This is a genomic window from Nocardia miyunensis NBRC 108239, from assembly GCF_001613065.1.
Taxonomy (GTDB): domain Bacteria; phylum Actinomycetota; class Actinomycetes; order Mycobacteriales; family Mycobacteriaceae; genus Nocardia; species Nocardia miyunensis.
Map to the genome: position 1 here is coordinate 26,998 of NZ_BDBQ01000106.1, position 26,145 is coordinate 53,142.

Annotated in this window: 24 protein-coding genes and 1 pseudogene; 15 read left to right on the forward strand and 10 right to left on the reverse strand. The window is 66.7% G+C overall.

Annotated features, from left to right (window positions below; genetic code table 11):
- The first annotated feature begins 777 nt into the window (after positions 1 to 777).
- Positions 778 to 1,233: a hypothetical protein gene (locus NM2_RS39845; protein WP_067680813.1), complete on the forward strand. Its 456-nt coding sequence runs from the start codon at positions 778 to 780 to the stop codon at positions 1,231 to 1,233.
- A 159-nt stretch (positions 1,234 to 1,392) separates the two neighbouring features.
- On the opposite strand, the gene NM2_RS39850 is transcribed toward NM2_RS39845, so the two are convergent.
- The 4 genes from NM2_RS39850 to NM2_RS39865 form a co-directional block, all read right to left on the reverse strand.
- Positions 1,393 to 1,791: a RidA family protein gene (locus tag NM2_RS39850; protein WP_067680818.1), complete on the reverse strand. Its 399-nt coding sequence runs from the start codon at positions 1,789 to 1,791 to the stop codon at positions 1,393 to 1,395.
- Between the two features lies 1 nt (position 1,792).
- A complete protein-coding gene (locus NM2_RS39855) occupies positions 1,793 to 2,647 on the reverse strand; it encodes a fumarylacetoacetate hydrolase family protein (protein ID WP_067680820.1) in 855 nt (284 codons plus the stop codon).
- The gene (locus NM2_RS39860) at positions 2,644 to 3,150 is read right to left on the reverse strand and encodes a YybH family protein (RefSeq protein ID WP_067680822.1); all 507 of its coding nucleotides are present in this window, start codon (positions 3,148 to 3,150) and stop codon (positions 2,644 to 2,646) included. Before NM2_RS39860 ends, NM2_RS39855 begins: the two co-directional genes overlap by 4 nt.
- Before the next feature lie 162 nt (positions 3,151 to 3,312).
- Positions 3,313 to 4,587: an FAD-dependent monooxygenase gene (locus NM2_RS39865; protein WP_067680824.1), complete on the reverse strand. Its 1,275-nt coding sequence runs from the start codon at positions 4,585 to 4,587 to the stop codon at positions 3,313 to 3,315.
- Between the two features lie 95 nt (positions 4,588 to 4,682).
- Between NM2_RS39865 and NM2_RS39870 the strand changes: the two genes are divergently transcribed.
- The 8 genes and pseudogenes from NM2_RS39870 to NM2_RS49790 all read left to right on the forward strand — a co-directional run bounded on the left by NM2_RS39870 (position 4,683) and on the right by NM2_RS49790 (position 12,050).
- Positions 4,683 to 5,732, forward strand: coding sequence for an amidohydrolase family protein (locus NM2_RS39870; protein WP_067680828.1), 1,050 nt, complete (start codon positions 4,683 to 4,685; stop codon positions 5,730 to 5,732).
- A gap of 51 nt (positions 5,733 to 5,783) precedes the next feature.
- Complete coding sequence (locus NM2_RS39875; protein ID WP_084532036.1) at positions 5,784 to 7,097, forward strand: DUF3500 domain-containing protein; 1,314 nt, start codon at positions 5,784 to 5,786, stop codon at positions 7,095 to 7,097.
- 41 nt (positions 7,098 to 7,138) lie between these two features.
- A complete protein-coding gene (gene hpaD, locus NM2_RS39880; protein ID WP_067680833.1) occupies positions 7,139 to 8,134 on the forward strand; it encodes a 3,4-dihydroxyphenylacetate 2,3-dioxygenase in 996 nt (331 codons plus the stop codon).
- Positions 8,135 to 8,299: 165 nt separating this feature from the next.
- Positions 8,300 to 9,004 (forward strand): annotated as a pseudogene (locus NM2_RS39885) (RraA family protein); the annotation flags it as partial.
- On the forward strand, positions 9,004 to 9,789 hold the full coding sequence (hpaH, locus tag NM2_RS39890) for a 2-oxo-hept-4-ene-1,7-dioate hydratase (protein WP_067680836.1): 786 nt from the start codon (positions 9,004 to 9,006) through the stop codon (positions 9,787 to 9,789). The pseudogene NM2_RS39885 and the gene hpaH, both read left to right, overlap by 1 nt.
- Positions 9,774 to 10,571 carry an HpcH/HpaI aldolase family protein gene (locus tag NM2_RS39895; RefSeq protein WP_067680838.1) on the forward strand — a complete coding sequence of 266 codons (798 nt, stop codon included), beginning with the start codon at positions 9,774 to 9,776 and terminating at the stop codon, positions 10,569 to 10,571. Before hpaH ends, NM2_RS39895 begins: the two co-directional genes overlap by 16 nt.
- 268 nt (positions 10,572 to 10,839) lie before the next feature.
- Entirely contained in the window at positions 10,840 to 11,334 is a 495-nt protein-coding gene (locus NM2_RS39900; protein ID WP_067680845.1) for a hypothetical protein, read from the forward strand.
- 35 nt (positions 11,335 to 11,369) lie between these two features.
- Positions 11,370 to 12,050, forward strand: coding sequence for a hypothetical protein (locus NM2_RS49790; RefSeq protein ID WP_067680846.1), 681 nt, complete (start codon positions 11,370 to 11,372; stop codon positions 12,048 to 12,050).
- 128 nt (positions 12,051 to 12,178) lie between these two features.
- On the opposite strand, the gene NM2_RS39910 is transcribed toward NM2_RS49790, so the two are convergent.
- The 3 genes from NM2_RS39910 to NM2_RS39920 form a co-directional block, all read right to left on the reverse strand.
- Complete coding sequence (locus NM2_RS39910) at positions 12,179 to 12,682, reverse strand: hypothetical protein (RefSeq protein WP_169816324.1); 504 nt, start codon at positions 12,680 to 12,682, stop codon at positions 12,179 to 12,181.
- Between the two features lie 392 nt (positions 12,683 to 13,074).
- Entirely contained in the window at positions 13,075 to 14,634 is a 1,560-nt protein-coding gene (locus tag NM2_RS39915; protein ID WP_067680851.1) for an MFS transporter, read from the reverse strand.
- Between the two features lie 258 nt (positions 14,635 to 14,892).
- Positions 14,893 to 16,239, reverse strand: coding sequence for an aminomethyltransferase family protein (locus NM2_RS39920; RefSeq protein WP_067680854.1), 1,347 nt, complete (start codon positions 16,237 to 16,239; stop codon positions 14,893 to 14,895).
- A 74-nt stretch (positions 16,240 to 16,313) separates the two neighbouring features.
- On the opposite strand from NM2_RS39920, the gene NM2_RS39925 reads away from it, so the two are divergent.
- Complete coding sequence (locus NM2_RS39925; RefSeq protein WP_067680857.1) at positions 16,314 to 16,778, forward strand: MarR family winged helix-turn-helix transcriptional regulator; 465 nt, start codon at positions 16,314 to 16,316, stop codon at positions 16,776 to 16,778.
- 407 nt (positions 16,779 to 17,185) lie between these two features.
- Here NM2_RS39925 and NM2_RS39930 read toward each other — a convergent pair whose 3' ends face one another.
- Both NM2_RS39930 and NM2_RS39935 read right to left on the reverse strand, forming a co-directional pair.
- Positions 17,186 to 18,517, reverse strand: coding sequence for a lipase family protein (locus NM2_RS39930; RefSeq protein WP_245718452.1), 1,332 nt, complete (start codon positions 18,515 to 18,517; stop codon positions 17,186 to 17,188).
- 177 nt (positions 18,518 to 18,694) lie between these two features.
- Positions 18,695 to 20,065, reverse strand: coding sequence for a lipase family protein (locus NM2_RS39935; RefSeq protein WP_245718453.1), 1,371 nt, complete (start codon positions 20,063 to 20,065; stop codon positions 18,695 to 18,697).
- A gap of 263 nt (positions 20,066 to 20,328) precedes the next feature.
- Between NM2_RS39935 and NM2_RS39940 the strand changes: the two genes are divergently transcribed.
- Positions 20,329 to 21,288 (forward strand): amidohydrolase family protein, encoded by a 960-nt coding sequence (locus tag NM2_RS39940; RefSeq protein ID WP_067680869.1) that lies wholly within the window; start codon positions 20,329 to 20,331, stop codon positions 21,286 to 21,288.
- 82 nt (positions 21,289 to 21,370) lie between these two features.
- Here NM2_RS39940 and NM2_RS39945 read toward each other — a convergent pair whose 3' ends face one another.
- Positions 21,371 to 22,183, reverse strand: coding sequence for a PIG-L family deacetylase (locus NM2_RS39945; RefSeq protein ID WP_067680874.1), 813 nt, complete (start codon positions 22,181 to 22,183; stop codon positions 21,371 to 21,373).
- Between the two features lie 116 nt (positions 22,184 to 22,299).
- Here NM2_RS39945 and NM2_RS39950 point away from each other — a divergent pair, with 116 nt between their 5' ends.
- From NM2_RS39950 to NM2_RS39965, 4 genes are all read left to right on the forward strand, one after another.
- A complete protein-coding gene (locus tag NM2_RS39950) occupies positions 22,300 to 23,256 on the forward strand; it encodes an RNA polymerase subunit sigma-70 (protein ID WP_245718454.1) in 957 nt (318 codons plus the stop codon).
- A 74-nt stretch (positions 23,257 to 23,330) separates the two neighbouring features.
- Positions 23,331 to 23,930, forward strand: coding sequence for a maleylpyruvate isomerase family mycothiol-dependent enzyme (locus NM2_RS39955; protein ID WP_067680878.1), 600 nt, complete (start codon positions 23,331 to 23,333; stop codon positions 23,928 to 23,930).
- Between the two features lie 489 nt (positions 23,931 to 24,419).
- Entirely contained in the window at positions 24,420 to 25,346 is a 927-nt protein-coding gene (locus tag NM2_RS39960; RefSeq protein ID WP_067680908.1) for an ABC transporter permease, read from the forward strand.
- Positions 25,343 to 26,145: ABC transporter permease (locus NM2_RS39965; protein WP_245718456.1), on the forward strand; the 803-nt coding region annotated here is incomplete at its 3' end. The genes NM2_RS39960 and NM2_RS39965, both read left to right, overlap by 4 nt.

Here is a 26,145-nt window from a genome sequence, read left to right on the forward strand (position 1 = left end):
CCAGCGGACGTATGTCCGTAACCGATGCTGTCCCCGCGCGGGCAGTGACACGACTACAGGGGGTCGAAATGGGTGTAGGTGGAGACCAATCAAACACGCGTACAAGACTTTACACGTTTCCGGGCGGGGTGTTCGAGATACAGGAGTGCCCCGGCGACGTACCGGGTGCCGGAGTGTATTTGGAGACTCGACAGTCTTGCGCCGATGCTCGGGCGTTCGGTCCCGGTGAGGAGACGCAGGGGCTCAGGCTTGTCGACGACGAGACGGAATCCGCGTGATGGGGTTGTGTCTGGCCTTCGGGGTGCCGTTGGTGGCGTTCTTCGCCTTGTTGCTCTGGCCGCGCAGAGGGTGAGATCCGTGCTTGATCAGCGCAGCGAGCCCGGAACGTACATGGCTCCGGAGTTGGCTACCGGAGCTGAGGCAGCGCCGTTGCCAGTTGAGGTAATAGCTCGGTTTCGTGACGCACTCAAATGCATGGAACCTGCAGATGATACACGAAATATGCAGGGGGACAGATGAATACAAGACCATGGCTCGTTCTCGTCGCTGTACTCGTTGGGTTGAGTCCAGCGCTCACAGTCGGCGCCGGTCCGGCTCGTGCGGATGCTGAGCGGCAAGATGGGGCGGTGACGCTGTACGTGTCGGGGGAGGGTTTGACCGTCGAGACTCCTACGGACCGACGGGCGAGTTTTGGGACGGCACACAACTGTGCGCGGGTTGGTGGGACCCGCTCGGACACACCACTATTCCGGGGTATCCGTGTGTAAGGATTCACGTATGACAACGCTCGCAGATGAAGGCTGGACGCCGGTAACCGCAGAGCGGTACGAGAGCGGCTACGCGTGGCGCGTGTGGTGCGACCCCAACAATCCGGACTGGACGTACATCGAGGCTCGAAACGAAGCGGGCCGAGTGGTCGCCGGAGGTATCGGAGGCCAGAGAGAACCGGACGAAGGTGTTCGGTTCTGGGTGTCCAAGGATGACGGGTTCCCGACATTCGTAGGTGTTCGGTTCCCCGCCGAGTTCCCGAGTATCGAGATCGAGACGACGCACCGGGCCCTGACGGTCGAAGCCGAACAGACACAGGATCACTTCGGTATGCGGTACTACGCGATGCCGCTGGAAGACGATGAAGAATTGTTCGCAGTCACCGGGGGTGGGGAACGCGAGCGGTACATCCCTGCTCTGGTTGTCGGCTCTGGCGAGACCGGGTTCTATCCGTCCGAGCGCTGACGGGCGCACGACGGATGCACCCCAGGGAAATTTTCCGCTGGGGTGCATATCTCTATGACTCAGGCCAGAATCCCTCGCCGGGAACGTCTAGCGCGTCGCGCCCCATGACGGCTCGCGGCAACGTGAGCCTCTGGTCGAGGACGGCGTCGAACATGCCGATCATCGCGTGGCGGGATCGTCGAGGACGGCCAGCAGGTCGCACTGGACCAGGGAGCCGCCGTCGAGGTGAGCGGCGACGGCTTGGCGGGCGGGGCGGGTGGCGGGGTCGGGGAACATTGCGAGCCATTCTCGGTTGAGGGCTTCGCGGTTGCGGTAGTCCGCTAGCCAGAAGGTCATCTTCAGGATGTCGTCGGTGGTGCCGCCCGCCGCGGTCAGCAGTGCGCGAACGTGGTCGAATACGTTGGCGCACTGGGCGTCCAGGCTGTCGGGTAGCTCGTGGGTGACCGGGTCGCGGCCGGTGAGTACGCCGGAGGCGAGGAAGGGGCCGATTCGGCTGCCGACCGGGATGGGGTTGGCATGGCCGAATCCGGGGACGTCGATGCTGACGCGGCGGGCCATGTCATGCCTCCGGGATGACGCGGTTCTCGATGACGCCCAGGCCGCTGATCTCGGCTCGGACGATATCTCCCGGGACGATGAAATCGCCTGTGGGAGCACCGATTCCGGATGGCGTTCCGGTGGCGAGGATATCGCCGGGCAGCAGCGTCATCACCTGGGTCAGGTAGGCGATCTGATCGTAGATGTCGTAGATCATGTCGTCGGTCGACCAGTCCTGGCGGACGCGGTCGTTGACCGTCAGGGTCATGTGCAGATTCAGCGGGTCGGCGATCTCGTCGTCGGTGGTCAGCCACGGTCCGATCGGTCCGTGCGTATCGAAGGATTTGCCGAGAGTGAATGTGGGAGAACGCTTGTGCAGCCAGTCGCGGACCGAGACGTCGTTCGCGACGAGATACCCCGCGATGACCGACCGCGCATCCTCGACCTTCACGTGCCGACACCGCTGACCGATCACGACGGCCAGTTCGATCTCGTAGTCCAGTTCGTCGGAGACAGCGGGTTTCACGATGTCGTCGTAGGGCCCGACGATGCAGGAGGTCTGCTTGTTGAACCACATCTGGCTGGTCGGAATCGGGATACCGGCCTGCCGCGCCTCCTCGGCGTGCGCCTTGTAGTTCATGCCGATGCCGAGATACTTCTGCGGGTCGTCGATCGGCGGCTCGAGCACGATGTCGGACAGCGCGTGGCTCGGGCCGTCGGCGGCGAGGATCGAGTCCTTCAGCTCATCGAGCCGGGGCAGGATCGCGCGCAGTGACGTCCCGACGCCGGGGACCTCGGAGATGTCGGTGAGTCGGTCCCCGTCCACGCGGCCGAGCCGGGATGGGTTGTCGCCGAGATGAAATCGGGCAATTCTCATTCTTGTTCGCCTCCGCTGTTCGCTCGGGTGTCGATGGTGTCGCCCTCGTCGTCGGCGACGAGTTCCGAATCCAGTGCGGGCCAGACATGTTCGCCGTCGGGGGTCATCTGGAAGCTGACGAACAGCCACCCGCCGTCCGCGCGTCGGCGCAGCACCTGCGTGGCCACCCCGGCGACGATCCGCTCACCGCCGTCGGGCGAGCGCAGGCGGTTGATCAGCCGCCCGGTCATGATCGCGACGTGCTCGCCGATCAGCCGGACCCGCAGCTGCTCCCTGCGCATCTCGATGTACGCCTGGCGCTTCTGAACATGTTCCAGCAGTTGGGCTTTGCTGTGTGTCAGCCCGGGGGCGTGGATGTGCACCAGCGATTCATCGAGCAGTTCGCTCAGCCCATCGGTGTCGGCGGCCATCAACGTCTCGTGGCGCCGTTTCTCGACCGCGAAGATCTCCTGCCGGGTCTGCCCGTCCGCGCTGGTCACCGGCGTGGGGTCGGATTCGGTCATCGAAGTTCCTCCTCGGACACTCTGCCGTTCATGGCGGGGAGGACAAGGCGGGTGTGTTGTCCGTGGTGCACGACAACCTCTTTCGGATAGTGCGTTCGTATGAATGAGGCGGTGGTATCCGGCCCGGCGCGGCGCTGCGGGCGCGCTGCCGGCCGAATGGGGTCAGTGCGCGGTCTGCGCATACTTGGTGCGGAATCCGGTCGCGTCACCGGCCTCATGGCCGGGGCGCGGCTGGCCCACGAGAGCGTGGTATTTACTGAAGATCTCGTCGGCCTCGGCCAGCGGCAGCACGTCCTCGATGTCCGCGAACGGCTCGCCGTTCGTGCGTTCCTCGACCATCCGCCGGATGACCTCGTAGCCCTCGCCGCGGTGCGACAGAACGATGCCGTTGACCATGGCCAGGCGCTGTGCTTCGAACGCCTTCAGCGCTTCGTGCGGATCCTCGATGGTGGCGAGCTTGTCGGCCAGGGTGGCCCCGTCGACGATCGATTGGCACGCGCCGTTGCCGCCGCGCGGATACATCGCGTGTGCGGCGTCGCCGATCAGCACGACCCGTCCGTCGACCCAGGTGTCCAGCGGATCGTGGCGGATCAGCGGGAACAGGTAGACCTCGCCGGCGTCGCGCAGCATCTGCTGCACGTCCAGGATCGGGATCTGAGTCTGGTCGTAGTAGGGCAGGATCTCCTCGATCGAGCCGAGTTGGTTCCAGTCCTCCACGGATTCGTCGCGGGTGGCCTCGACGACCCAGTTGACCAGAGTCTTGCCGCTGCCCTGCCAGTCGTCGGCGATCGGGTAGACGATCATGCTGGAGATCTGCGGCGCGCCGATGTGCAGGATGGTGCCGCCGGTGGCGAACGGTTCCATGAGTGTGGTGCCGCGCCACATGGTGATGCCGGAGTACACCGGGTCCGCGCTCTCGGGGTGCATCTGGCGGCGGACGACGGATTTGATGCCGTCCGCCGCGATGACCACATCGGCGACGATCTGCTCGGTCGAGCCGTCGACGTGCTCGATGTCGAGAGTGACCTTGTCGCCGTCCTGGTGGTATCCGAGGGTGCGGGCGCCCAGTACCACCGAATCCTGGCCGAGCCGTTCCAGGACGGTCCGGTACATCAGCATCTGCAACACACCGCGATGCACGAACCGCTGTTCGTGCAGGTAGCCCATGTGCGTGCCGCACAGCTCGGCGTAGATCTCCTGGCCGTACTTGTTGTAGAAGACAGACTCCTGGGCGTCGACCGAGATCGCGCGGAACTCCTCGAGCAGACCGAGCTCCTCGAACTCCTTCGTGCCGTAGACCTTGACGTCGATGCCGACGCCCAGGGGGCGCAGCTCGGAAACCGTCTCGTAGATCCGCGGGCGGAAACCCTTCTGGTGCAAGCGAAGTGCCGCTGCTAGACCGGCCGGTCCGGCTCCGACGATGGCGATGTCGGTCATCGATTCCTCATTCCGTGGGGGGCGTTGTCCCGCGCCGAAAAATGTGTATGATTTCGAAAACAGTATCTTTATAGCAGAAGTCAGGAGAGGCCTGCATGACCGTCGTCGACATCAACATCCACCACCTGCCCGAGGACCTGTTCACCAACGAGAAGATGCTCAACGGGTTCCTCACGAGCGTCCCGCGCGGATTCGGTGAGATCGCCCGCGTCGAGACCATGGACAGCGGCAAGAAGCACATGATCCTCGAGAAGCCCGCCGGGCATCAGAACCTCAACTACGTCGAGGGCGACTACTCGGCGGAGGCGAAACTCGCCGTGATGAACGACGCCGGTGTCGATTACGCCATCATGCGCGTTCCGGTGTGGCAGGAGTGGCTGGGACTGGAGACGTGTAAAGCCGTGAACGACAACGCCTTCGAGATCACCAAGCGCTCGGAGGGCCGGTTGTTCATGACCGCGTGCGTACCCCCGTGGGGAGGTAAGGAGAACATCTACGAGCTAGAGCGCTGTGTCGGTGATCTGGGTGCGGTCGGTGTGCAGCTGGCCTGTCACTACGGCCAGCTCTACCTGGACGACCCGGTATTCGAGCCCTATCTGAAGGTCATCGAGAAGCTCGACATCCCGGTGATCGTGCACCACACGCCGCTGCCGGTCGAGTGGAAGTCGGTGATCGACTACACGAATCTGCGCCGTGAGTTCGGCCGCATCGTCGATCAGGCGACCGCGGTGGGGCGTGAGCTGTTCAGCGGGATGTTCGATCGGATGCCCGGTCTCCGGTTCGTGCACACGATGTTCGGCGGCAACTGGTTCGCCAATCAAGCGCTGCTGACTCCGCACGTGTCGAACAAGAAGGAGTCGCTGGTCCGCCTCGATTCGACCGGCGGCAAGGAGATCCAGAACTTCATGGAGCGCAACATCTATTTCGACATGACCCACCCGCATTCGTGGGGTAAGGATCAGGTCGAGTGCGCGATCAAGGTCAACGGTGCGGACCACTACATGTTCGGTTCGTCGTTCCCGGTGTTCTACGGCTGGATGAGCCAGGGCGTCAACTTTGTGCAGAACGAGCTCGACATCACTCCCGAGCAGCGCGATCTGATCTTGTACGGCAACGCCAAGCAGATGTTCAAGCTGCCGATCTGACGCATACGCCGGACCACAGACGGATCACGATCAGGACCGAGGCAGAGGGCGATGAGTGAGCACACACCGCAGGACGGCGAGGACATCGATGGCTTCTTCTCCACCGCGCGTACGGCCGGGCGCGAGGAAGCGATCGAACTCCCGGCCGCGGGATATACGAAATATCTGTTCGACCACGACGATCCGCAGATCGCCCAGTTCCGTGGGATGACCTACGAACAGTTCGCGACCGACCGATATCTGTCCGCCGATTTCCTGCGGGATCTGCTCAGCTTCTGGGACGAACTGCTCGACGAGCCGTTCGTCGGCATCACCTCCGACGGGGTCGTCCGGGAGGGGCTCTACTCCCTCCCGGACGACCCCGCGACCGACGACGCCGCCGCGGTAGCCGCCGCGGAGAAGGTGCTCGCGCTGCTCACCCCGCAGCAGCGCGAGAAATTCGCACATTCCCTGGGCGACAACGAATTCCGGGCATGGAGCAATCCGGAGTTCGTCTTCCATCGGGTCGGCCTGCGGCTCGAGGATCTCGGAGGGGAATCCTCGGATGCCTTCCTGGCCCTCGTGCAGGCGTCGCTGAGTGCCGAAGGATATGAACGCGTCCGAGAGGCCATGGCGCTCAACGGTTTCCTCGGGGAGCTCGTGGACCTGCCGACGATCATGAACGACCGCAGCTACTTCGCGGCGCTGTACGGCACGCCCGCCGTCGGTGGCGCGTGGGGCTGGCAGTTGTTCGGGCATCATGTCGCGGTCAATTTCGTCTCGGTGGCCGGGCGGCACGTCGCCGCGCCGGTGTTCATCGGGGCCGAACCGGCGATTTCGGACGGAGTGCGCCCGCCGATCTTCGAGGCGCGGGAGCGGCTCGCGATCGAACTCGCGTCGTCGCTGAGCGCCGATCAGCGGGCCAAGGCCGTGGTCTACGAATCGGTGCTCGATCCGGCGATGCCCGAGGGGCGCCTGCATCCCGCGGACGAGCGGCACGTCGCGGGCGCGTTCCGGGACAATCGCGTGGTGCCGTACGAGGGCATCCGGGCCGGTGAGCTCGACCAGCGTCAGCGAATGCTGTTGCGCGCCATCGCCGAGGACTTCCTGCTGATCCAGGACGCGCAGCGCGCGCTCACCATGGCCGAGTTCGACGCCCACCTCGACGAGACATGGTTCAGCTGGTACGGCGCGACCGATGGCACCCAGCCGACCTATCTGCGCATTCAAAGTCCGGTGTTCCTGGCCGAATTGGATCACCACGCGGGTGTGTGGCTGACCAATCGGCTACCGGCCCGATTCCATGTGCACAGCACGTTCCGGCTGCCCAATGGCAACGACTACGGGCGCAGATATATCGCCGAGTGGGAGTCGCGCTCCCGCTGAGGAGCTGACATCGACTGCCCCACACTTGTTTTGGAGTCATCATGCTACCTGTCACCAACCCGAATCCCGCCTTTCGGATCACCCGCGCGAGCCATGTGACCCTGGCCGTCACCGATCTGGCGAAGAGTCGCGACTTCTACCGCGACGCCATCGGCCTGGTCGTCACCGAGGAGACCGGCGACACCGTGTACCTGCGCGGCCTGGAGGAGGCCGCGCACCACAGCCTCGTCCTGGAACAGTCCGAAATCGCCCAGGCGCGGCGAGTCGGTCTGCGGGTGCGCACCGATGCGGACATTCGGTTCGCGGAAAAGTTCTTCGCGGACAACAACATCGAGCATCAGCGGATCGAACGCGCGTACCAGGGTGCGACCCTGCAGTTCCGCGACCCGGTCGGCACGCTCATGGAACTGACCTCCGAGATGGACGTCGTGCCGCGCCGGATGCAGAACTACGACGAGTTCAAATCCGGTGCGCCGCAACGTATCGACCACTTCCAGGTGGTCACCTACGACGTGGGCGCGGCCACGGAGTTCTGGACCGGACTCGGCATGCGCATGTCGGAGTACACCGCCAAGGACGGCACCGACGAACTGTGGGGTTCATGGATGGAGGTCAAGGGCAACACGCACGATCTGGTGTTCACCAATGGCCGAGGTCCGCGACTGCACCACTTCGCCTTCGCCGTACCCGACGCCACGTCGCTGATCCACGCAGCCGACGTCGTCGGTGCGCTCGGACTCGGCGACGAGATCGACCGCGGCCCTGGCCGGCACGGCATCAGCAACGCGCTGTTCCTCTATCTGCGCGACCCCGACCAGCACCGGATCGAACTGTTCAATACCCACTACCAGTTCATCGACCTCGAGACGCCGCCCATCCGCTGGGATGTTACCGACCCCCGGCGCGCGCAACTGTGGGGCATGCCCGCCTCGCGCCGCTGGTTCTTCGAGGCCAGCGAATTTCCGGGCGAAGCGGTTCACGAACCGCTGCTGAAGGCCAACCCGGACACCCTCGAGGACTACCTCGGCATCCATTAACGGTGCCCCTGCACCCCGAACCCGCCAACACAATTCCCCAGGAGCCCACGTGCTATCGAAAGAAGTTGTCACGCACCCGCGCTTTCATCTCGCCGCAGTGAACGACGGGGTATCCGAGGCGGAAATCCGATGACGATCGAGGCGGCTGATGCGGTGAATCCCTCGGCATTGCCGAATGCGTTGCGGGACAAGCTGATGAGTGCGACCGTTGCGGGTCTTTCGGCGCAGTTGCGCAAGCGCGGGCTGAACAATGTGACGATCGAGGGCGTGCGGCCCCTGACGCCCGGCGTGAAGATGGTGGGCACGGCGAGAACGCTGCGGTTCGTGCCCAACCGGGAGGACCTGTTCGCCGGGCACGGGGGCGGATACAACGCGCAGAAGCGGCTGTTCGACTCGGTCGGTCCGGGGGAGATCATCGTCATCGAGGCGCGGGGCGAAACCGGGTCGGGCACGTTGGGGGATGTGCTGGCATTGCGCGCGCGAGTCGCGGGTGCGGCCGGAATAGTCACCGACGGCGGCGTGCGCGATGTGGAAGCAGTTGCGGCGGTTGGCATTCCGGTCTACACCGCCGGTGCGCACCCCGCGGTGCTCGGCCGCGTGCACGTGCCGTGGGACACCGATCTCACGATCGCCTGCGGCGGGACGACGATCCAGCCCGGCGACATCATCGTGGGCGATGCCGACGGTGTGATCGTGCTGCCACGGGCCCTGGCCGAGGACGTCGTGGACGCCGCCCTCGAGCAGGAGGACGAGGACGCGTGGATCGCCACGCAGGTAGCCGCGGGACATCGCGTCGAAGGGCTGTTCCCGATGAACGCGCGGTGGCGCGAGAAATACGAGCAGTGGCGCGCCGCGCAGAAGGAGCACTGATGCTGCCTCCCGAGACGATCACCGCCATCGCCGACGAACTGGCCGAGGCCGGCCGCAGCCGCGGGCTGATCCCACGCATCACCGCCCGCTACCCGCACGCCGCCGTCGAGGACTCCTACGCGATCCAAGGGAGGTGGCGGGATCGCAATATCGCCGACGGGCGACGTCTGGTCGGCCGCAAGATCGGCCTGACCTCGCGCGCGATGCAGGCCGCCACCGGAATCACCGAACCCGACTACGGCGTGATCTTCGACGACACGGTGTGGGAGAACGGCGCGGTCGTGCCCTTCGACGACTTCTCCAACGTCCGCATCGAGGTCGAACTGGCCTTCGTCCTGGCCCAGCCGTTGCGCGGACCGCACTGCACCGTGTTCGACGTACTGCGGGCCACCGAATTCGTCACTCCCGCACTGGAAATCCTCAACTCGCACATCGAACTCGAGGGCCGCACGATCGTCGACACCATCGCCGACAACGCCGCCTACGGCGGTCTGGTGCTGGGCGGCAACCCGACCGCCCCGGCCGATGTCGACCTGCGATGGGTGTCCGCGCTGCTCTACCGCAACGAGGCCATCGAGGAGACCGGCGTGGCGGCCGGGGTGCTGAACCATCCCGCGACCGGGGTCGCGTGGCTGGCGAACAAACTTCACCAACACGACGCACATATCGGCGCGGGCGAGATCATCCTCGCCGGATCGTTCACCCGCCCGGTGTGGATCCAGCGCGGCGACAGCGTGCTGTGCGACTACGGACCGATGGGAACCATCTCGTGCCGCTTCCGCTGACCTCCACCTTCCGCGATGTCCTCGCCGCCCGCTCGCGTCCCTTGGCCGGGATGTGGGTGTGTTCGGGCAGCCCGCTGATCGCCGAGATCTGCGCGGGCAGCGGTCTGGACTGGCTGCTGATCGATATGGAACATGGCCCCAACGGCCTGGAATCGGTTCTCGCGCAACTACAGTCGATCGCCGCGTATCCGATCTCGCCGGTGGTCCGGCTGGCCTGCGACGATCCCGTGGTCATCAAACAGGTGCTCGATCTCGGCGCGCGAAACCTGCTGGTCCCCATGGTGTCCTGCGCGGAACAGGCCCACCGGGTCGTGGAGGCGGCACGCTATCCACCGCGCGGCCGGCGCGGAGTCGGCTCGGCGCTCGCGCGCTCGGCGCGCTGGAACCGTGTCGAGGGATATCTGACCGACGCCGACTCCCATGTGTCGCTGTTCGTTCAGGTCGAGACGATCGACGCGGTCGAGGTCGCCGGACAGATCGCGGCGGTCGACGGTATCGACGGCGTATTCGTCGGGCCCTCGGATCTGGCCGCATCGATGGGCCTGCTCGGGCAGCAGACGCACCCGGATGTCGTCGCCGCCGTGCTGCGCGCGTTCGAAGCGGTCGCGGATGCGGGAATTCCCGTGGGCGTCAACGCATTCGACCATGCCGTCGCCGACGGGTACTTGACCGCGGGCGCCGCCTTCGTGCTCGTCGGGGCCGACGTCGCCCTCCTGGCACGCGGTTCGGAAACCTTGGCCGCGCGCTTCATCAGTGCCGGGGAATCTGCCGCGCCCGCATGAGGGCGCGGCGGATCCACCGGTCCGTCCGGTCGGATCGGCGATCGGGGAGCGACCACCGAAAGCGTTGTAGGGAAGGAACTTTCAACCAAGTTCATACCGAGGGGCGAGACGCAGACGCTCCGCCCGGCGTGCGGAGACTTTCGGTCTCGGCATAGCGGAAACCATTCCCGACGAATTCGGCGTGCTCGCCGAACAACTCGGTGGGTGAGCTGCGCAGTTTTCCGGCCGGACAGGGCCGGGAAGGTGAGAAAAATCGAAATGAGAAATCATGAACAATATTCCCCGAGGCGCGGCACTGGCCGTGCTGGCAATGGCCACGACGGCCGCCACCGCGGGCGCCGCCTCTGCCGCACCCGCTCCGGCCGCATCGCCCGCAGTGGTCGATGCTTCCGATTCGCCCTCTCCCACAAGTGATCTCGACCGCAGCGCCGCCATCGATGCCGCGGTCGGCGCGGTGAGCAACGCGTTCAACAACGGCGCCAACGACGGCAAGCTCTTCGGCGGCACGATCGGGGCCGCGCTGGGCTGCCCCATCGGGGCGATCACCGGCGGCACGCTGACCGTCCTGGTCTCGGCGGGGACACTCACCCCGGTCGGCGTCGTCGGCGGCTGCATTCTCGGCGGCGTCACCGGCGGCGGTCTGGGCACCCTGGTGGGCGGCGCGCTCACCGGCATTCCGCCGTTGGTCGGCACGGCCACCGACCAGTACAACCAGTTGCACGCCAAGGGATTCGTCTCCGCCCCGCTGCCCGCCGCGCAGTAGCTCCCGGCCGATCGCCGGACCTCCATCACGATGAAGTGAGTATCACCATGAAATACACCACCGCGGGAACCACGGTCACCGCATTGACAGCCGTGGCCGTCGCGTTCGGCGCAGGTTCCGCGCACGCGGATACGACCCCCACCGATCCCGGCAAGGTAGGCGTTCAGGTCGCGCCCGGCATTCAATTCACCGGTGCGACATCGGACAATTCGTCGATGCTGACCACCCCGGCCGGAACCGTCACCATGCACGGCGGACAGGTCTCGGTCCAAAATGCCGCGCGGCAACAGGTTTTCGGCACTCCGTTGCAGACCGTCGCCGGTGATCCGGCCACGCCCGCCGCCATTCCGGCGGCCGCGCCCACCGCGCCCGCGGCGAGCGGCAACGTTCTCGGTGACGTGCACACCGCCTGGCAGCAGGCGGGCGCGTACACCGGCCTCGCGGCCGGAATCGGTGGTATGGCAGGCGGATTCGCCGGTGCGGCCGTCGGCTGTCCCATCGGCGCGATCACCCTGGGCAGCATGGTCACCGTCATGTCCGCCACCGCGCTGACCGTCCCCGGCATGATCGGCGGCTGCATGGGCGGCGCGGCGATGGGCGCGGCGGTCGGCGGCATGCTGGGCGCCGGAGCGGTCGGCATCCCGGTGGGCGTGGCCGTCACCGTGGACAAGTACAACCGGATGCAGGCACAGCGCGCCGCGGCCCCCCGCGGCTGACACTTCCGGTATGCCGCACGGTACGCCGGGCCGCGCGATGATTCCGGCACGGTCCAGCGAACCGGGCACCGGAAGCGAACGGGGTGGCACTGCTCCAGCGGTGCCACCCCGTATCGTTCCTCTGGACGTCAGTTCCGCCGGTATCCGGCACGGGCTCGTTGTAAGGGGCACGGCTGCACGGCCGCACGGATGACCGGGAGTCCGAGGTCGGCGTCGGGGGCGACCTCGCCGCCCGGGTGATCGCCCCAGACGACGGTCACTTCGGTGCCGGGCACAGCCGCCTGCTCGGACAGCAGGGCCAGGCTCAGCATCGTTCCGTAGGGGTCGTTGAAGGCGACGCCCACCGATTCGCCGCCGCGCTCGACACGTTGGTGCGCAAGGGTATTCACGATCCCATGGTCCGCGCCCAGGACCCGCTGTACGTCGTCGGCGTTCAGCACCAGCGTCACCTTGTGGCGTCGGTCGGCGTCCCGCAGCGCACGCAGCGCGTCACGACCGAGGAAGTCGCGGTCGAAGGAGATCGATGGTCCGTAGCCGAGTTCGTCCGGGGTGACGTAGTAGTCGGCGATGTCGGGTGAGTAGAAGCTGCCATGCAACGGCTGCATGCCGTCCGGCGTGTGCGGGGCAGCCACGAGCGATAGGCGATCTGATCCGGGGTCGCGTCGTAGATCGCCGGGACCGGCGCGGGGATCCATCCGCCCTCGGCCTGGGCCGTCGGGTAGGCCTGCGAGCCGACGAGCTCGAGGCCGAACTGCTCCCCGGCCGCCACGAGCGCTTCCTCAACCGCCGCATGATCCGCGTGGTCGGAAGAACGGCGGGATGTGGCTCGGGTCGCGCGAGCAATCCGGTGACGACGTAGTCCTGTTCGCCCCGCCGCAGCAGGATTCCATCGCCGACCAGCAGGCCGTTCTCATTCACGGTGACGAGCTGTTCGGCCTGGTCGGCGGCGAAATCTGCCGGTGGTCTCGGCCTGGCCGGTCGACCGATAGCGAGATCCGCTGCGGGGCAGCACCGTTCGAATGCCCTACATTCGCGTTCGGCGCACACCGATCAGCACTAGGGCTATGGCCCCGGCCAGCAGCATCCCGATTCCGGCGATCAGAGCACAGATGTGCAGGGCGTCGCTGAAACTCAGTGCGTAGGCGGCATGCGCGAGCGCGGTGCCGCGCCCGCTGTCGAGATGCATGAACGCTCCGGCCTGGATACCGGCCTTCGACACGATCCCGGCGACCATGCCCCGATCGCGGGGCTCCAGAGCGGAGCCGGCCAGGTGGCCGGGCAAGGTGGCCAGGAGCCGATTGGTCAGGACCACCCCGAACACGGCCGGACCCAGCGCACTGCCCATCTGCCGCAGTGCGCTGTTCGCCGAACCGGCCGTACCGGCCAGCCGCGGCGGCACGCTGTTGACCGCGATCGTGGTGATCGGCGCCAGCGCCAGCGCGATGCCGAGGCCGAACAGCGCGATGAAGAGCACTGCGGTACCGGTGCCGGTGTCGGGGGCGATGAAGCTCATGCACAGCGCCGCGACCCCGCCGATCCCGAGACCGGCGACCAGGACCAGGCCCGGGGTCAGCCGGTACATCATCCGGCCCAGTATCGGGCCCAGGACAACCGCGAAGCCGTTGAGCGCGATGAGCAGGACGCCGATGTAGAGCGTCGAGGCGTGGCGTACCAGGCCGAAGTATTCGCTGAGTGTGAATACGAGCCCGACCTGGGCGAACAGCGTGATCGTCATGACCAGCGCGGTTCCGGAGAACGCGGCCGAGGCGAACAGCCGGACGTCGAACATCGGGTTGGGAGAGCGCAACTCCACCACGACGAACGCGGGCAGCGCCAGGACGGCGACAACGAAGGCGATGATCGTGGCGGGCGTGCCCCATCCGGCGGCACCGCCCTGGATCACGCCGAAGACCACGCCCGTGAGCCCGATGATGGCGAGCAGTTGGCCGGGCACGTCGAGGTGGCGGGTTCGCTCGGTGCGGACCTCCGTCAGGGCCATGGCCGCGGCGGCCAAGGTCAGCGCGCACAAAACGAGTTCGGGCAGGAAGATCCAGCGCCATTGGGCATGTTCGGCGATCAGCCCGCTGAACACCGGACCGAGGGTCAGGCCCAGTCCGAGCGAGCCGGTCCACAGCGCGATCGCGGTGGCCCGCCCGCGATGATCCTCGCGAGCGTGGCTGACCAGAGCCAAGGTTGTGGGCATCATCGCGGCGGTGCCCATACCCGCGAGCACGAGGCCCACGTACAACTGCGGCACGCTGTCGGCGGTGAGACAGACCACCCAGCCGACGCAGGACAGCGTCATCGCGGTCAGATAGATCCTCTTGCGGCCGTATCGCTCACCGAGCGTTCCGAAGGTCAGCACCAGCACCGCGGTCGGCAGGATGAATGTGTCTGTGATCCATTGCAATTGGCTGGTGGAGGCGTGCAGTCCGGCTCCCAGGATCGGCAGGGCCGCCGAAACGCCGACGAGCGGAAGATAGGAGACGAACGCACCGAGACATGCCAGAGCGATGGTGATCCCGCTCCTGCTCGGTGTGGTGGGTAATGCGGTGGTCGACCGGTTCGGTGGGTTGAGCGCCATTGATGTAATCCACTCTTTTTCGGTTTCCGGAATTGCTCGACTGCCCCGCCTCGCTGAAACGAGGTCGAAGCAGGCAGTCTGATTCGATGAGATGGAGATCAATTCGACCTCGTCGCGATCCTCTCCTCGATGACCGGCATCGAGAGACGTGGATCCTGTTCCGCGGCAAGATATTCGAACTGTTTGCCGAGATCGCGGCGATTACGGTGGTCGTATTCCGCCGTCGCTGAACGAGCCCGGGGTGACTTTGACGATGCCCTATCCCTCGACTGCGGAGTTCGAGCGGTATCGGGTGCGGGTGAATTCGTTGTACGGGGACGGCTGGACGGTGGCGCGGATGCGGGGGAACCCGAGATCCGCATCGGGTGCGGTGCCCGCTCCCGGGTGGTCGCCCCAGACGACTTCGACCTCGGTTCCGGGCGCGGTGAACTCGTCTTCGACCAAGGCCAGCGACAAGATGGTGCCGACCGGCCCGATGGTCGCGGTCCAGAAGGTGATTCCCGCCAGGCCGCTCGCATTCTCGACGCGGTAGCGGCCGTAGCTGAGCTGGAACCCGCTGTCCGCGCCGAACACGTTGTCGACGTCGTCGGGGTTGAACACCAGCGTGACCCGCGAGCGGTGCACGTTCTGCTTGGCTTCGAGCAGGGCGTCGCGACCGATGAAGTCGTGGTTGAACGAGATCGACCGGCCGTACCCGAGTTCCCAGGGCGAGCAGTAGTAGTCCTCGATGTTCTCCGAGAAATAGCTTCCGTGCAGCGGCTTCTGGCCCTCGTAGGAGAACAGGCTCAGCGATCTGCGGTAGTCCTCGAGGGCCGGATCGGTATAGATCGCGGGGGTCGGCGTGGGGATCCAGCCGCTTTCGATGCCGTTGGTGAAGTAGGCCAGACCACCTACCCGGACGATCCCCGAATCGGTTCCGGCCGCCAACAGCGCGTCCCTGACGACTTCGTGGTCCTCGTACCGGCCGATGAACTCGTATCCGGCCTGCCCTGCCATGCCGTGCCGGAGCGCGCGAATCTGTTTGCCCGCCAACGCGACCGGCTGCGAGTGGAAGAACTTCACCTCGGGCAGCGGCCCGCCGAACGCCCGCTCGATGACCTCCATCGCGTGCGGCCCCTGGACCTGATAGCGGAACAGCTTCGGGTCGCGGTCGGTGCGCACCGACGAGTCGGGATCGGTGTCGAATTCGACGTCGTACCCGCCCTTCTCACCCCAGTACTTCACCCAGCTCTGCGCGGCCGGGACGCCGCTGAGGGTGTAGGTGTTCTCATTCTCCCGCAACAGGATTCCGTCGACGATGATGTTGCCGTCCTGGGCGACCGGGATGAACTGCTTGGCCTGGTCGATCGCGAACTTCCCGTAGTTGTTGGCACTGACCCCGCGCAGCAGGCGAGTCGCGTCCGGCCCATCGACGCGCGTGTCGAACATGTGGTACGAGAGATCGAACAGCGCCACGCCCGAGCGCCACGCCTCCTGTTCGGCTGCCCAGCCCGCGTATTCGGGCGCCACCACCGGCACCGCCCATGGCTCGGTGCCCGGCTTCCAGAGCAGATTGACGGCGGATCCGGTCTGTGCGATGCCGTCCTGAACGCTTGGCGTGACCACGCTGTGCTCCCTACCACTCCCATAGTGTGTATGTGTACGAAAGCATACGTACTAGAGTGGATAGCATGTCAAGAGTGAGCGAAGAAGCAGAAGAGGTTCCCGGGCGCGTCGAGTTCGACGAACGGCTGGCCGACGTCATGGACGCGATCAACAACCTCGCGCGCAAACTCGCCCTGCGGGGCGAGGATATGCGCGAGATCGTTCCGCTCACCGGTACCGAGGTGGAAGTGCTGCGTGAAATCCTGCGGAGCCCCGGTACCACTCCCACCCAGATCGCCACGGCCACGGGTCTGCGGCGCAGCAATGTCAGTGCCGCGGTTCGGGTTCTGGAATCTCGCGATTTCATCACCAAGGAGCAGAGCGCCGAGGACGCGCGCTACGTGCGACTGACGGCCACGGACGTCGCTGTCGACAGTACGGCGAGCGTCCGGGCGCTCTGGGTCCGGCGGCTGCGCGAGGTGGCGCCCGAGGAACTCCTCGAACAGGCCGTGACGTTCCGCGAGGTCCTGATGGCCCTGGATCAGGCTCTCCGACACTGAGTTTCGCCACCGTCGGGCTCGGGAGCCGCCCGTGTTCCGGGCCGGTTCGGTGGCGGTTGCCGGACGATGACTTCGGCCGCTACGGCAGTATGCGGATCGATATGGCCGGCACGACCGTGGACGTGCTGCGTACCGGCATCTCCGGGTGAGCTCGGCTACGAAGTGCACGGTCCGGTCGAGGCGGGCAACGAGATATGGCGAGCCGTCCGCGACGTACGCCCGGAGCCCTCGCACGCTGGCCGATCTGGAATGGAACGTCGATGACGTCGTCGCGACCTGGTGCGGTGGACGCTGCCGCCTCCGGAAGCGCGCGGGACTACGAACCGTCTTGTGCTCCGGGCGTTTTCCCTGGGAATGGATACGAGCAGGGGCTCGGCCGAGCCCCTGCTCGATGTTCTCCGGTCGATCTAACGCATGGCGGGACATTCGTTCGGTGCGGGCTCATCGCGGAGCCTGGCATCGATCCAGTCGGCGGCGCCGCCCGCGCCCTTGAGCATCGCGGATACGTGATCGCCAGGGACAGTGCGGAATTCGACGCTCACGCCGAGTTCGCACTGGCGGCGGTACACCTGGCGTGGTCCTGCGATCGGGATCCAGAAGTCGTTGTCGCCGTGGTAGATGTACAGCGGCGCGGTGGATTTGCGGTCGGTCAGGTTCGTGAGGCGCTCGATCCGGGTGGCGATGGCGCTCTCGAGCGGATGATCGATGTTCGCGGCGACATCGATCGGGATACCCACCGCGCCGAGCGGACCGTCGGCTTCACCGCAGATGTCCTTCAACGGCGAGATCGCCGCCCACTGAGCGAGGTGGTTCATGTACTGCAACATCTCGGTGTGTTCGCGGGCCATCGCCAGCGTCACCGACAGCAGGATGCCCGATGCGCTGTGGCCGTTGAACACGTGCGCCACCGCGCCGTAGTCGGTCACCAGGCCGCCGAAGGCCGCACCGACCAGCGAATCGGCCAGCTCCGGCGCGTATTCGTGCTGGAGCATCGCCGTCGCGTACGCGGCGATCGCCCCGCCGGAGTAGCCGGTCACCGCGTACCGGCTGTCGTGGAATTCGGTCGGGAACAGCGACCGTACGGCCCGAATCGAATCCAGGGTCAGATGCCCGGCGACGGCCGGTTCCGCGTACGTCATGTACGGCCCCTCGTGATCGGGGATGAGAACCGCCTGCCCCTTGTTCAACGCCGTCGCGACCGCCGGGAGGAACACGTTGATGTCGCTGTTGTCGCGGACTCCGTGCGCGATCGTATAACCGGGAGTGCAGCGCAATCCGAGAGCGTTGATCGGCATGGTGTCCACGTTCACCGGCCGGGGGCCGGGGCCGGTCCACTCGGCGGTGGGTACGAGAAATGTCGCCGTGCCGAACGAGGGCGCGCCGCTCGAGGAGGTGGTGCGGAACTTCAGCAGCGACGCACGCGCGATCGGGGCGTTGAACAGCGTGGCCGCTGTCGAGGTGATGTCCCGCGTCGAGATCGACTGGCCCGGACGCAGGGCGGCGAGGCCGGCGGGCCAGCTGTCGAACGTCGGATCCCCGGTGGGGGTGGGCAGTATCGACTTCCACAATGCCGATTCCGCACCGTTCGCATTCTGTTGCGCCGGTGCGGGAAGCGCGGGCTGTGGAACGTTGCCGTCGATCCATTTCTGCAATGGGGACGGGGCGGCGTTGGGCGTCACCGAGAATGGGGGATTACCGGATGATCCGTCGTCCGCGTGCGCGGTTTGTGCCGTAGACAACGTACAGCTGACAATCAAAGTAACTACACTCAGTATCAGGGTTTTCAAATCAGCATCCTCGTTCCGAGCGCCGGATCGCTGCACACCCTTGTACATCTGTATTTGCCGGTACTCATTCCTCTCCGAAGCCCAGGCGGGCAGGAGTGACAATCATCGTGTCTGACACAATAATTCGCGTCAGTGCGCCGGGCATTCACTGGGAGCCGGTACACCGTGCAGGCGTGCGCTGAGCCAATCGTTCATCTCGGGATATCCGGTGAGGAAGCCGATGATGTGTTCGCCGGGCACATTGCGGAAAACCGCCGGCACGCCCTTGCCGCATTGTTCCCGGTACATCTTCTCGGCATCCTCGATCGGGAGCCACCAGTCGAGCCCGCCGTGGTAGATGTACAGCGGGACACCCGATTTACGGTTGGTCAGATCCAGTTGACCGAACATCTCGTCGGCGATCGGGCTGTCCAGCGGATTACCGATGTTCGCGGCGATATCGACCGGGAAACCGGCCACGCCGAGCGGTCCGTCGGCGTCGCCGCAGATGTCCTTGATGGGCGAGGTCGACACCCACTCGCCGAGATGATTCATGTACTGCAACATCTCGGGGTGTTCACGTGTCATCGCCATCGCCACCGACAGCAGAATTCCGGATTCGATATTGCCGTTGAATCGGTGGGCCACGTCCCGGTAGTCGGTGACCAAACCGCCCGCGGCGGCTCCGACGAGAATGTCCTTCAGGTCGGGCGCGTACTCGTTCATCAGCATGGCCGCGGCGTAAGCGGCGATCGCGCCACCCGAATACCCGTTGACGGTGAAACGGCTGTCGGTGAATTCGCTCGGCGTGCTGTTGCGCACGGCGCGAATAGAATCGAGCATCACATGTCCGGCGATATTCGGCTCGGCGTACGCCATCCGCGGACCCTCGTGATCGGGCAGGACGACCGCATAGCCCTGTCCGAGAGCCGACCACACCGTCGGCAGGAATACCGCCAGATCGGTGTTCGGCTTGTCGAATACGCCGTGCGCCATCGTGTAACTCGTGGTGCAGTGCGCACCGAGCGAGTTGATCGGCAGTGCGTTGACCTGAACCGGCCGGGTCCCCGGTCCGGTCCACTTGGCGGCCGGGACGATCAGCGTCGCGGTCCCGAACGACGGTGTGCCGGTCGCCGAGGTGCTACGGAACTTCAGCAGGACCGCGCGCTGGATGGGTACCGCCACGAGCGGGGCCGCGGTCGCCGTCACGTCCCGTGCCTCGAGGATCTGGCCGGGGTGCGCGGCGGCGAGATCGCTGGGCCAGGCGTCGAACATCGGGTCTCCGGTGGGCGGGGACAGCTCGCCGCGCCACAGGGCCGTGAGTTGGTCGTCACCGGTGTACGGCAGGGCCGGAACGGTGTTGTCGATCCACTGCTGCAGCGGGGTGGGCCCCGCGGTGCCGGGCATCGGTTGCGTGCTCGGGTTTGTCGGCGCACCCGGATCGGCATGGGCCGCCCCGGCTCCCACGGAGGTGCAACCGACCAGCGCCGCGGTGAACGCAACTGCCAGTAACGCTTTCACAACGAATCCTCGCATCGAAATACCCGGTTCGGGCGAACCTCAACGAGTATCGGTCCCCGGCAACGGTTTTCACGAATCGACGCCGGATGTCTGTGATCGATTCGGCATTCGCTCGAGTCGGATTGTGTCGGATCCCAACTCCGATCCCGGGCAGCTGCAGGGGACTCTACCTTCACTCGGAAGTCCTACCACGCGTACGTGATTCGGGCCGGATCGTCCGCGAGCCGTCTATCAATGATTACAAGCGGCGGTATCGTCACCCGGTGACCACCGCGCTGATCGACGTCCACGCCCACTTCGTCACCGAGCGCTACGTCGCGGCCGCGCGCGCCGCCGGACACGACCGTCCCGATGGCATGCCGGGCTGGCCGGAATGGAGTCCCGAGGCGCATCTGGCGCTGATGGACGAATCCGGCATCGCGACTTCGATGCTGTCGGTGTCCTCGCCCGGCGTGCACTTCGGTGACGACACCGCCGCGCGCGAGTTGGCCAGGGAGGTCAATGAATTCGCGATCGAGGTGGTGCGTGCGCATCCCGGACGGTTCGGCCACCTCGCGAGTCTGCCGCTGCCCGACATCGACGGCTCGCTGACCGAAATCGCTTATGCGCTCGATGTTCTCGGCAGCGACGGGGTGGCGATCGAGACCAACGCGCACGGCCGCTATCTCGGCGACGACCACTACGTCCCGGTCTGGGCCGAACTCGACCGCCGCGGCGCCGCGGTGTTCGTGCATCCCACCTCGCCGCCGCATGCCGAGGCGATTTCGGTCGGGTTGCCGCGTCCGATGCTGGAGTTCCTGTTCGACACCGCGCGGTCGGCGACGGATCTGCTCTTCGCCGGAGTCTTCGAGCGGTATCCCGGGATCCGGTGGATCTTCACCCACGGCGGTGGCGTGCTGCCGTTGCTCGCCGATCGCATCCACCTGTTCCGGACCGCGTTCGCCGGGAATCAGCAGGAGCGGACGACCTCGGAACAGCTGCGCGGTCTGTGGTTCGACATGGCGGGAACGCCTTTCCCGCACCAGATTCCGGCGCTGGAGGCCGCGTTCGGTCTCGACCGTCTGGTCTACGGGAGCGACTATTGCTGGACGCCGCAGGCCGCCGTGGCCGCGCAGATCGCCGGTATCGATGCCGCCGACAGACCGGGCGAGCCCACGTGGCGCACCCTCACCACCCGGCATACCCGGAAACTGTTCCCGGCGCTGAACCGGGACTCCGAGTGAGCGTGTGAATCCGGATGCCGATCGTGGTCGGCATCCGGATTCATTCGGACATCGCGTCCGTCCGGCGTCGCCGATGCGGCGGTCAGCGGAGCCCGGCGAAGAGGTCGGTTTCCTGGTCGGGCGCGGTGGGGACGCGGTTGAAGTGGCGGGTGAAGCTCTCGGTGGCGAAGATCATCTGCTGTAGATCCGACGGCATGCGCAGGAACGGCACGCTGTCGCCCTGGCTGGCGTGGGCTTCGAGCGCCTTGACCTTGCGCTGCGCGTACGGGGCCACGTCGACGAACGCGGTGATCCGATCCATCGGTGTGCCGAAGTCCTCCGGCGGCTCGAAATCGGCGAAGCCCCGCGCGCGCAGTTCCGCGAACATCTCGAGGGAGCTCTCGCGCGGAATCGCGGCGTAGTACAGCTTGTCCGGAATACCGGTCGCCGTGGTCGCCGCCACCGCGATGCGGTTGGCCTGGATGTGGTCGGGGTGGCCGTAGTTGCCGTTCTCGTCGTAGGTGAGGACCACCTGGGGGCGGTACCGCCGGATGAGGTCCGCGAGCCGCTCGGTCGCCTGCTCGACCGGGATGTTGCGGAAGGCCTCCGGATCGTGGTTGCCCGCCCAGCCGTCCATGCCCGAATCCCGGTAGCCGAGCAGTTCGACGTGCTCGATGCCCAGCAGTGACGCCGACTCGCGGAGTTCGGAAAGGCGTTGTGCGCGTACCGCATTCGGGTCATGGCCGGGTTCGCCGGGCTTGATGCCGCCGGGTGCGTCACCCTGTTCGCCGTTGGTGCAGGTCACCAGGACCGTCCGGATGCCTTCGGCGGCGTACCGCGCGAAAACCCCGCCGGTGCTGATGACCTCGTCGTCCGGATGGGCGTGTACCGCCATGATGGTCAGTTGGTCGGCCATGAGTTCCCGTCCGTGTGTGCTCGGCGATTCGGTCCTGTCACTCTACGAATGAACACCGACATCGACGCGGTGATTCCGCGCCGAGCGGAATCGGGCGGCTGGGCTAGCATTGGCCGGTGAGCTCATCGCCGGGGCAGGCGGGGATGGATTCCAGCGCACTCGAGGCGTTGCGGGTTCCGCTGACCGGGTACTGCTATCGCCTGCTCGGCACGGCCGCCGACACCGACGATGCCGTGCAGGAGACCTTGATTCGCGCCTACACCCGGTTCGATGCGTACGATCCGAACCGGGCCCGGTTGTCGACCTGGGTACACGCCATCGCCACCAATGTATGCCTGGACATGCTGCGCGCGGCCCGGCGGCGCATGCTGATCTGGGAGGGGCCGTCGACGCCCGATTTCGATCCGGAGGCGGTACTGCCCGACCGGTGGCTGGATCCGATGCCCGACGCCCGCCTGATCGACACCGACGACCCCGCCGAGCTGGCCATCCAGCGCGAATCGGTGCGGCTGGCCTTCGTCGCGGCGCTACAGCATCTGCCGCCGCGGCAGCGGGCGGTACTGGTCCTGCGCGACGTGCTGGCCTTCACCGCCGCCGAGACCGCGGACATGCTCGGCGTCAGCGTCGCGGCGGCGAACAGCGCGTTGCAGCGGGCCCGCGGCACGCTGGCCGCCGCGCGGGCGAGCGCGTCGCAGCCCAACCTGGAGGCCGCCGACCAGGATCTGCTCCGGCGGTACACGACGGCCTTCGAGAATCACGACGTCGCCGGACTGGCCGCGGTGCTGTGCGCGGACGCCGAATCGGGTATGCCGCCGTTCGCGTGGCGGATGACCGGCCGCGATGCCACGCTGGCGGTGTTCGCCTCGAGCGACGCCTGCGCCGGGGACCGGATGGTGCCGGTCCGGATGAACGGCGTCACCGGTGTGGGCCAGTACCGGCCCGATGCGCAGGGAGTGCTGCGTCCCTTCGCGCTGGTGGCCGTGCACGCGCGCGCCGGCGCGATCGCGCAGCTGGTCACCTTCCTCGGCAGCGGGGACAGATTCGCCGAATTCGGACTCCCCGCGACAATCTGATCGCACACCGATTATTTCCGGTCGTCCCGGTCGTAACAGTGATGACCCACGTTCTCCGAGCGGAAGGATCGGCAATGACCGGCACCGACGACCACACCCCCGAACGCGAGCACACGATCGCCGAACGCGAACGTCTCGCGGACCTGCTCGCGGGATTGATCCCCGACCAGTGGGCGACGCCCTCGCTGTGCGAGGGATGGCGTATCCGGGAGGTCCTCGCCCACATGACCATGCCCTATCGGACCGGGCCGCTGTCGTTTCTGACGGGGTTGATCGCCGCCCGATTCTCCTTCGACCGTTATGCGGACAAGGCCGCGCACCGCGACACCGCCCGGCTCTCGGATGCCGAGTTGCTCGCGGCGCTGCGCGACAACGCGCGGCACCCGTGGCGTCCCCCGGGCGGCGGCGCCGCGGGCGCGCTGAGCCACGACGTCATCCACGGCCTGGACATCACCGAGCCGCTCGGCCTGCCGTCGGCACCCCCGGAGCGCATCGCCATGGTACTGAACAGCTCGACGCCGAAATCCTTCGCCTACTTCGGCATCGACCTGGCCGGTCGGCAACTGCGCGCCACCGACGCCGAGGTCGTTGTCGGCTCGGGCGCGCCGATCACCATGCCCGCCAAGGACATCCTGCTCGCCGTCACCGGCCGCCGCGCCCTGCCGGCGAACTGACCGCGGCGACGCGCATCGGGATTTCGTGGACATCGGTTCGTTCCCGGTGACTTTCGGCTCTTGTACATATTCGGTGGTTGCGTGTCGCCGCGGTCTCGCAATGACCTTGTCGTTCGACCTGGCCGCGCGGCCGGTCCCGCGTCGGCCCATCGAGTGAGGGTCGGACCGAGGACATCGTGCCGACCGTCAACGGCTGCTGTGCCGTGCCGTCGCGCTGACATCGCGCTACCGCTCCGCGAGCTGTCCTCGCGCTCCCCGTAAGCCCGCGCCGCCGTGCGATTCTCGCGCGCCCGCCGCGGTCGGCGGCGTCGCGGGGAACGAATTGGCGACTCGCAGTAGGGATGTGACCGCAACCAGCCGCTCGAGCAGATGGGTTAGGTTATGCTGTCCAATATTCTCTGTGGTGAGGGGGAGTCGGTTGAGTCTGTCGCGGCGGCGGTTTCTGGGGGCCGGTCTGGTTGGTGCGAGTGCTGTCGTCGCCGCGGCGGCCTGCGGCAACGACCCCGGGGGTGCGGGCGAGCCGCGACGTTGCTGATCGTGCTGTTCGTCGTGTGGGCGGCGGTAGACCTGCTGCCGGGAAACGGTGTCGCCGCGGTACTCGGCCGCGACGCCACACCCGCGCAGATCGCCGCACGTGAACACGCCCTGGGACTGGATCGTCCGCTGCCGGTCCGGTTCGCGTCGTGGCTGGGCGGGTTGTTCACCGGCGACTTCGGCGCGACCGTGCGCGGCGCGTCCATCAATGCCCTGCTGGACACCAAGTTCCCCAGCACCCTGCTGCTGGGTGGTGTGGCGCTGGCGGTGACGGCCGCCGCCGCGCTGGCCGGTGGCGCCTGGTGGACGATGCGCCCGCGCGGGCCGGTGGCGCGCGTGCTCGGGCCGACTACGACGATGGTGATCGCGATACCCGAATTCGTGATCGCGACGCTGCTGGTGTTCGTCTTCTCACTGGGTGCGGGGTGGTTTCCGGCGGTGACGCAGATCGATCACGCCGGGCGGCCCGCGCAGTGGTCGATGCTCGTGCTGCCGGTGCTCGCTCTGGCAATTCCCCAGTCGGGCTGGAACATTCGCGTCACCCGCGCGGCCTTGGCGGAGGCGGCGGCCCTGCCGCACGTGCACGCCGCCGAACTGGACGGCCTGCCCGCCCGGCGGATCATGACGCACCACATCCTGCCGATCGCCGCACCGACCATCGCCGCGTCGCTGGTGACCTCGGCCGGGATGCTGCTGGGCGGGGCGCTGGTGGTCGAGACGATCTTCAACTATCCCGGCATCGGATCGGTGCTGGCGAGCTCGGTCACCGACCGGGACGCTTCGGTCGTCGTCTCCGTCGTCGCGGTGACCGGCGCGGTGATCACGCTCGCGCTGTTGCTGGCGGATGCGTTGCGGGCGTGGGCAGTTCGGGGGCGGCTGTGAGCGTCTCGATGCGGTATGCGCGCGCGGGCGCGGTCGCGTCACCGGCCGTCGCGGTCGTCGTGCTGGCCGTCGCCGGACCGTTCCTGGCCGCGCATCCGGCCGCCGAACCCGTGGACATTCCGTATGCGCCGCCCTCGGCGACCGCGGTGCTGGGCACCGATCACCTGGGCCAGGACGTCCTGAGCCGGGTACTGCTCGGGGGATGGGGACTGCTGGTGCTGGCGGCGGTCATCGCTGTGCTGGTGACCGGGCTCGCCTCGGTGATCGGCGCGGTCGCCGCGTTGCGGCCCGCGATCGGCGCGCTGATCGAGCGCACCACCGACGCGCTGATGCTCGCCCCGCCGGTGCTGGCGATCCTGCTGGTCATGCTGTCGTGGCCGGAATCGGGCACGGCCGGGCTGGTGGTGATCGCGGTGGTCGTCGGAACTCCCTACACCGCAAGGGTATTCGCGGCCGCAGCCGCGCGGACCGCTTCCTCGGGGTATGTGGAGGTCGCCGTGGCGAGCGGAGAACGGCTGTCGTACTTGATTTTTCGAGAAGTGCTGCCGAACCTGCGCGAGACGGTCGCGACGCAGCTGGGGTTACGGTTCGTCGAGGCCACCTATCTGGTCAGCACGGCCGCATTCCTGCAATTGCCCACCTCGATCGGGGAAACGAACTGGGCACTGATGGTTCGGGAGAACAGCGCGGGCATCCTGCTCAACCCCTACGCCGTGGTCGCGCCCGCGGTGGCCATCGGGGTGCTCGCGGTCGGTGTGAACGCCACCATCGGTGTGCTCGGCCGCCGGATGGTGATCGC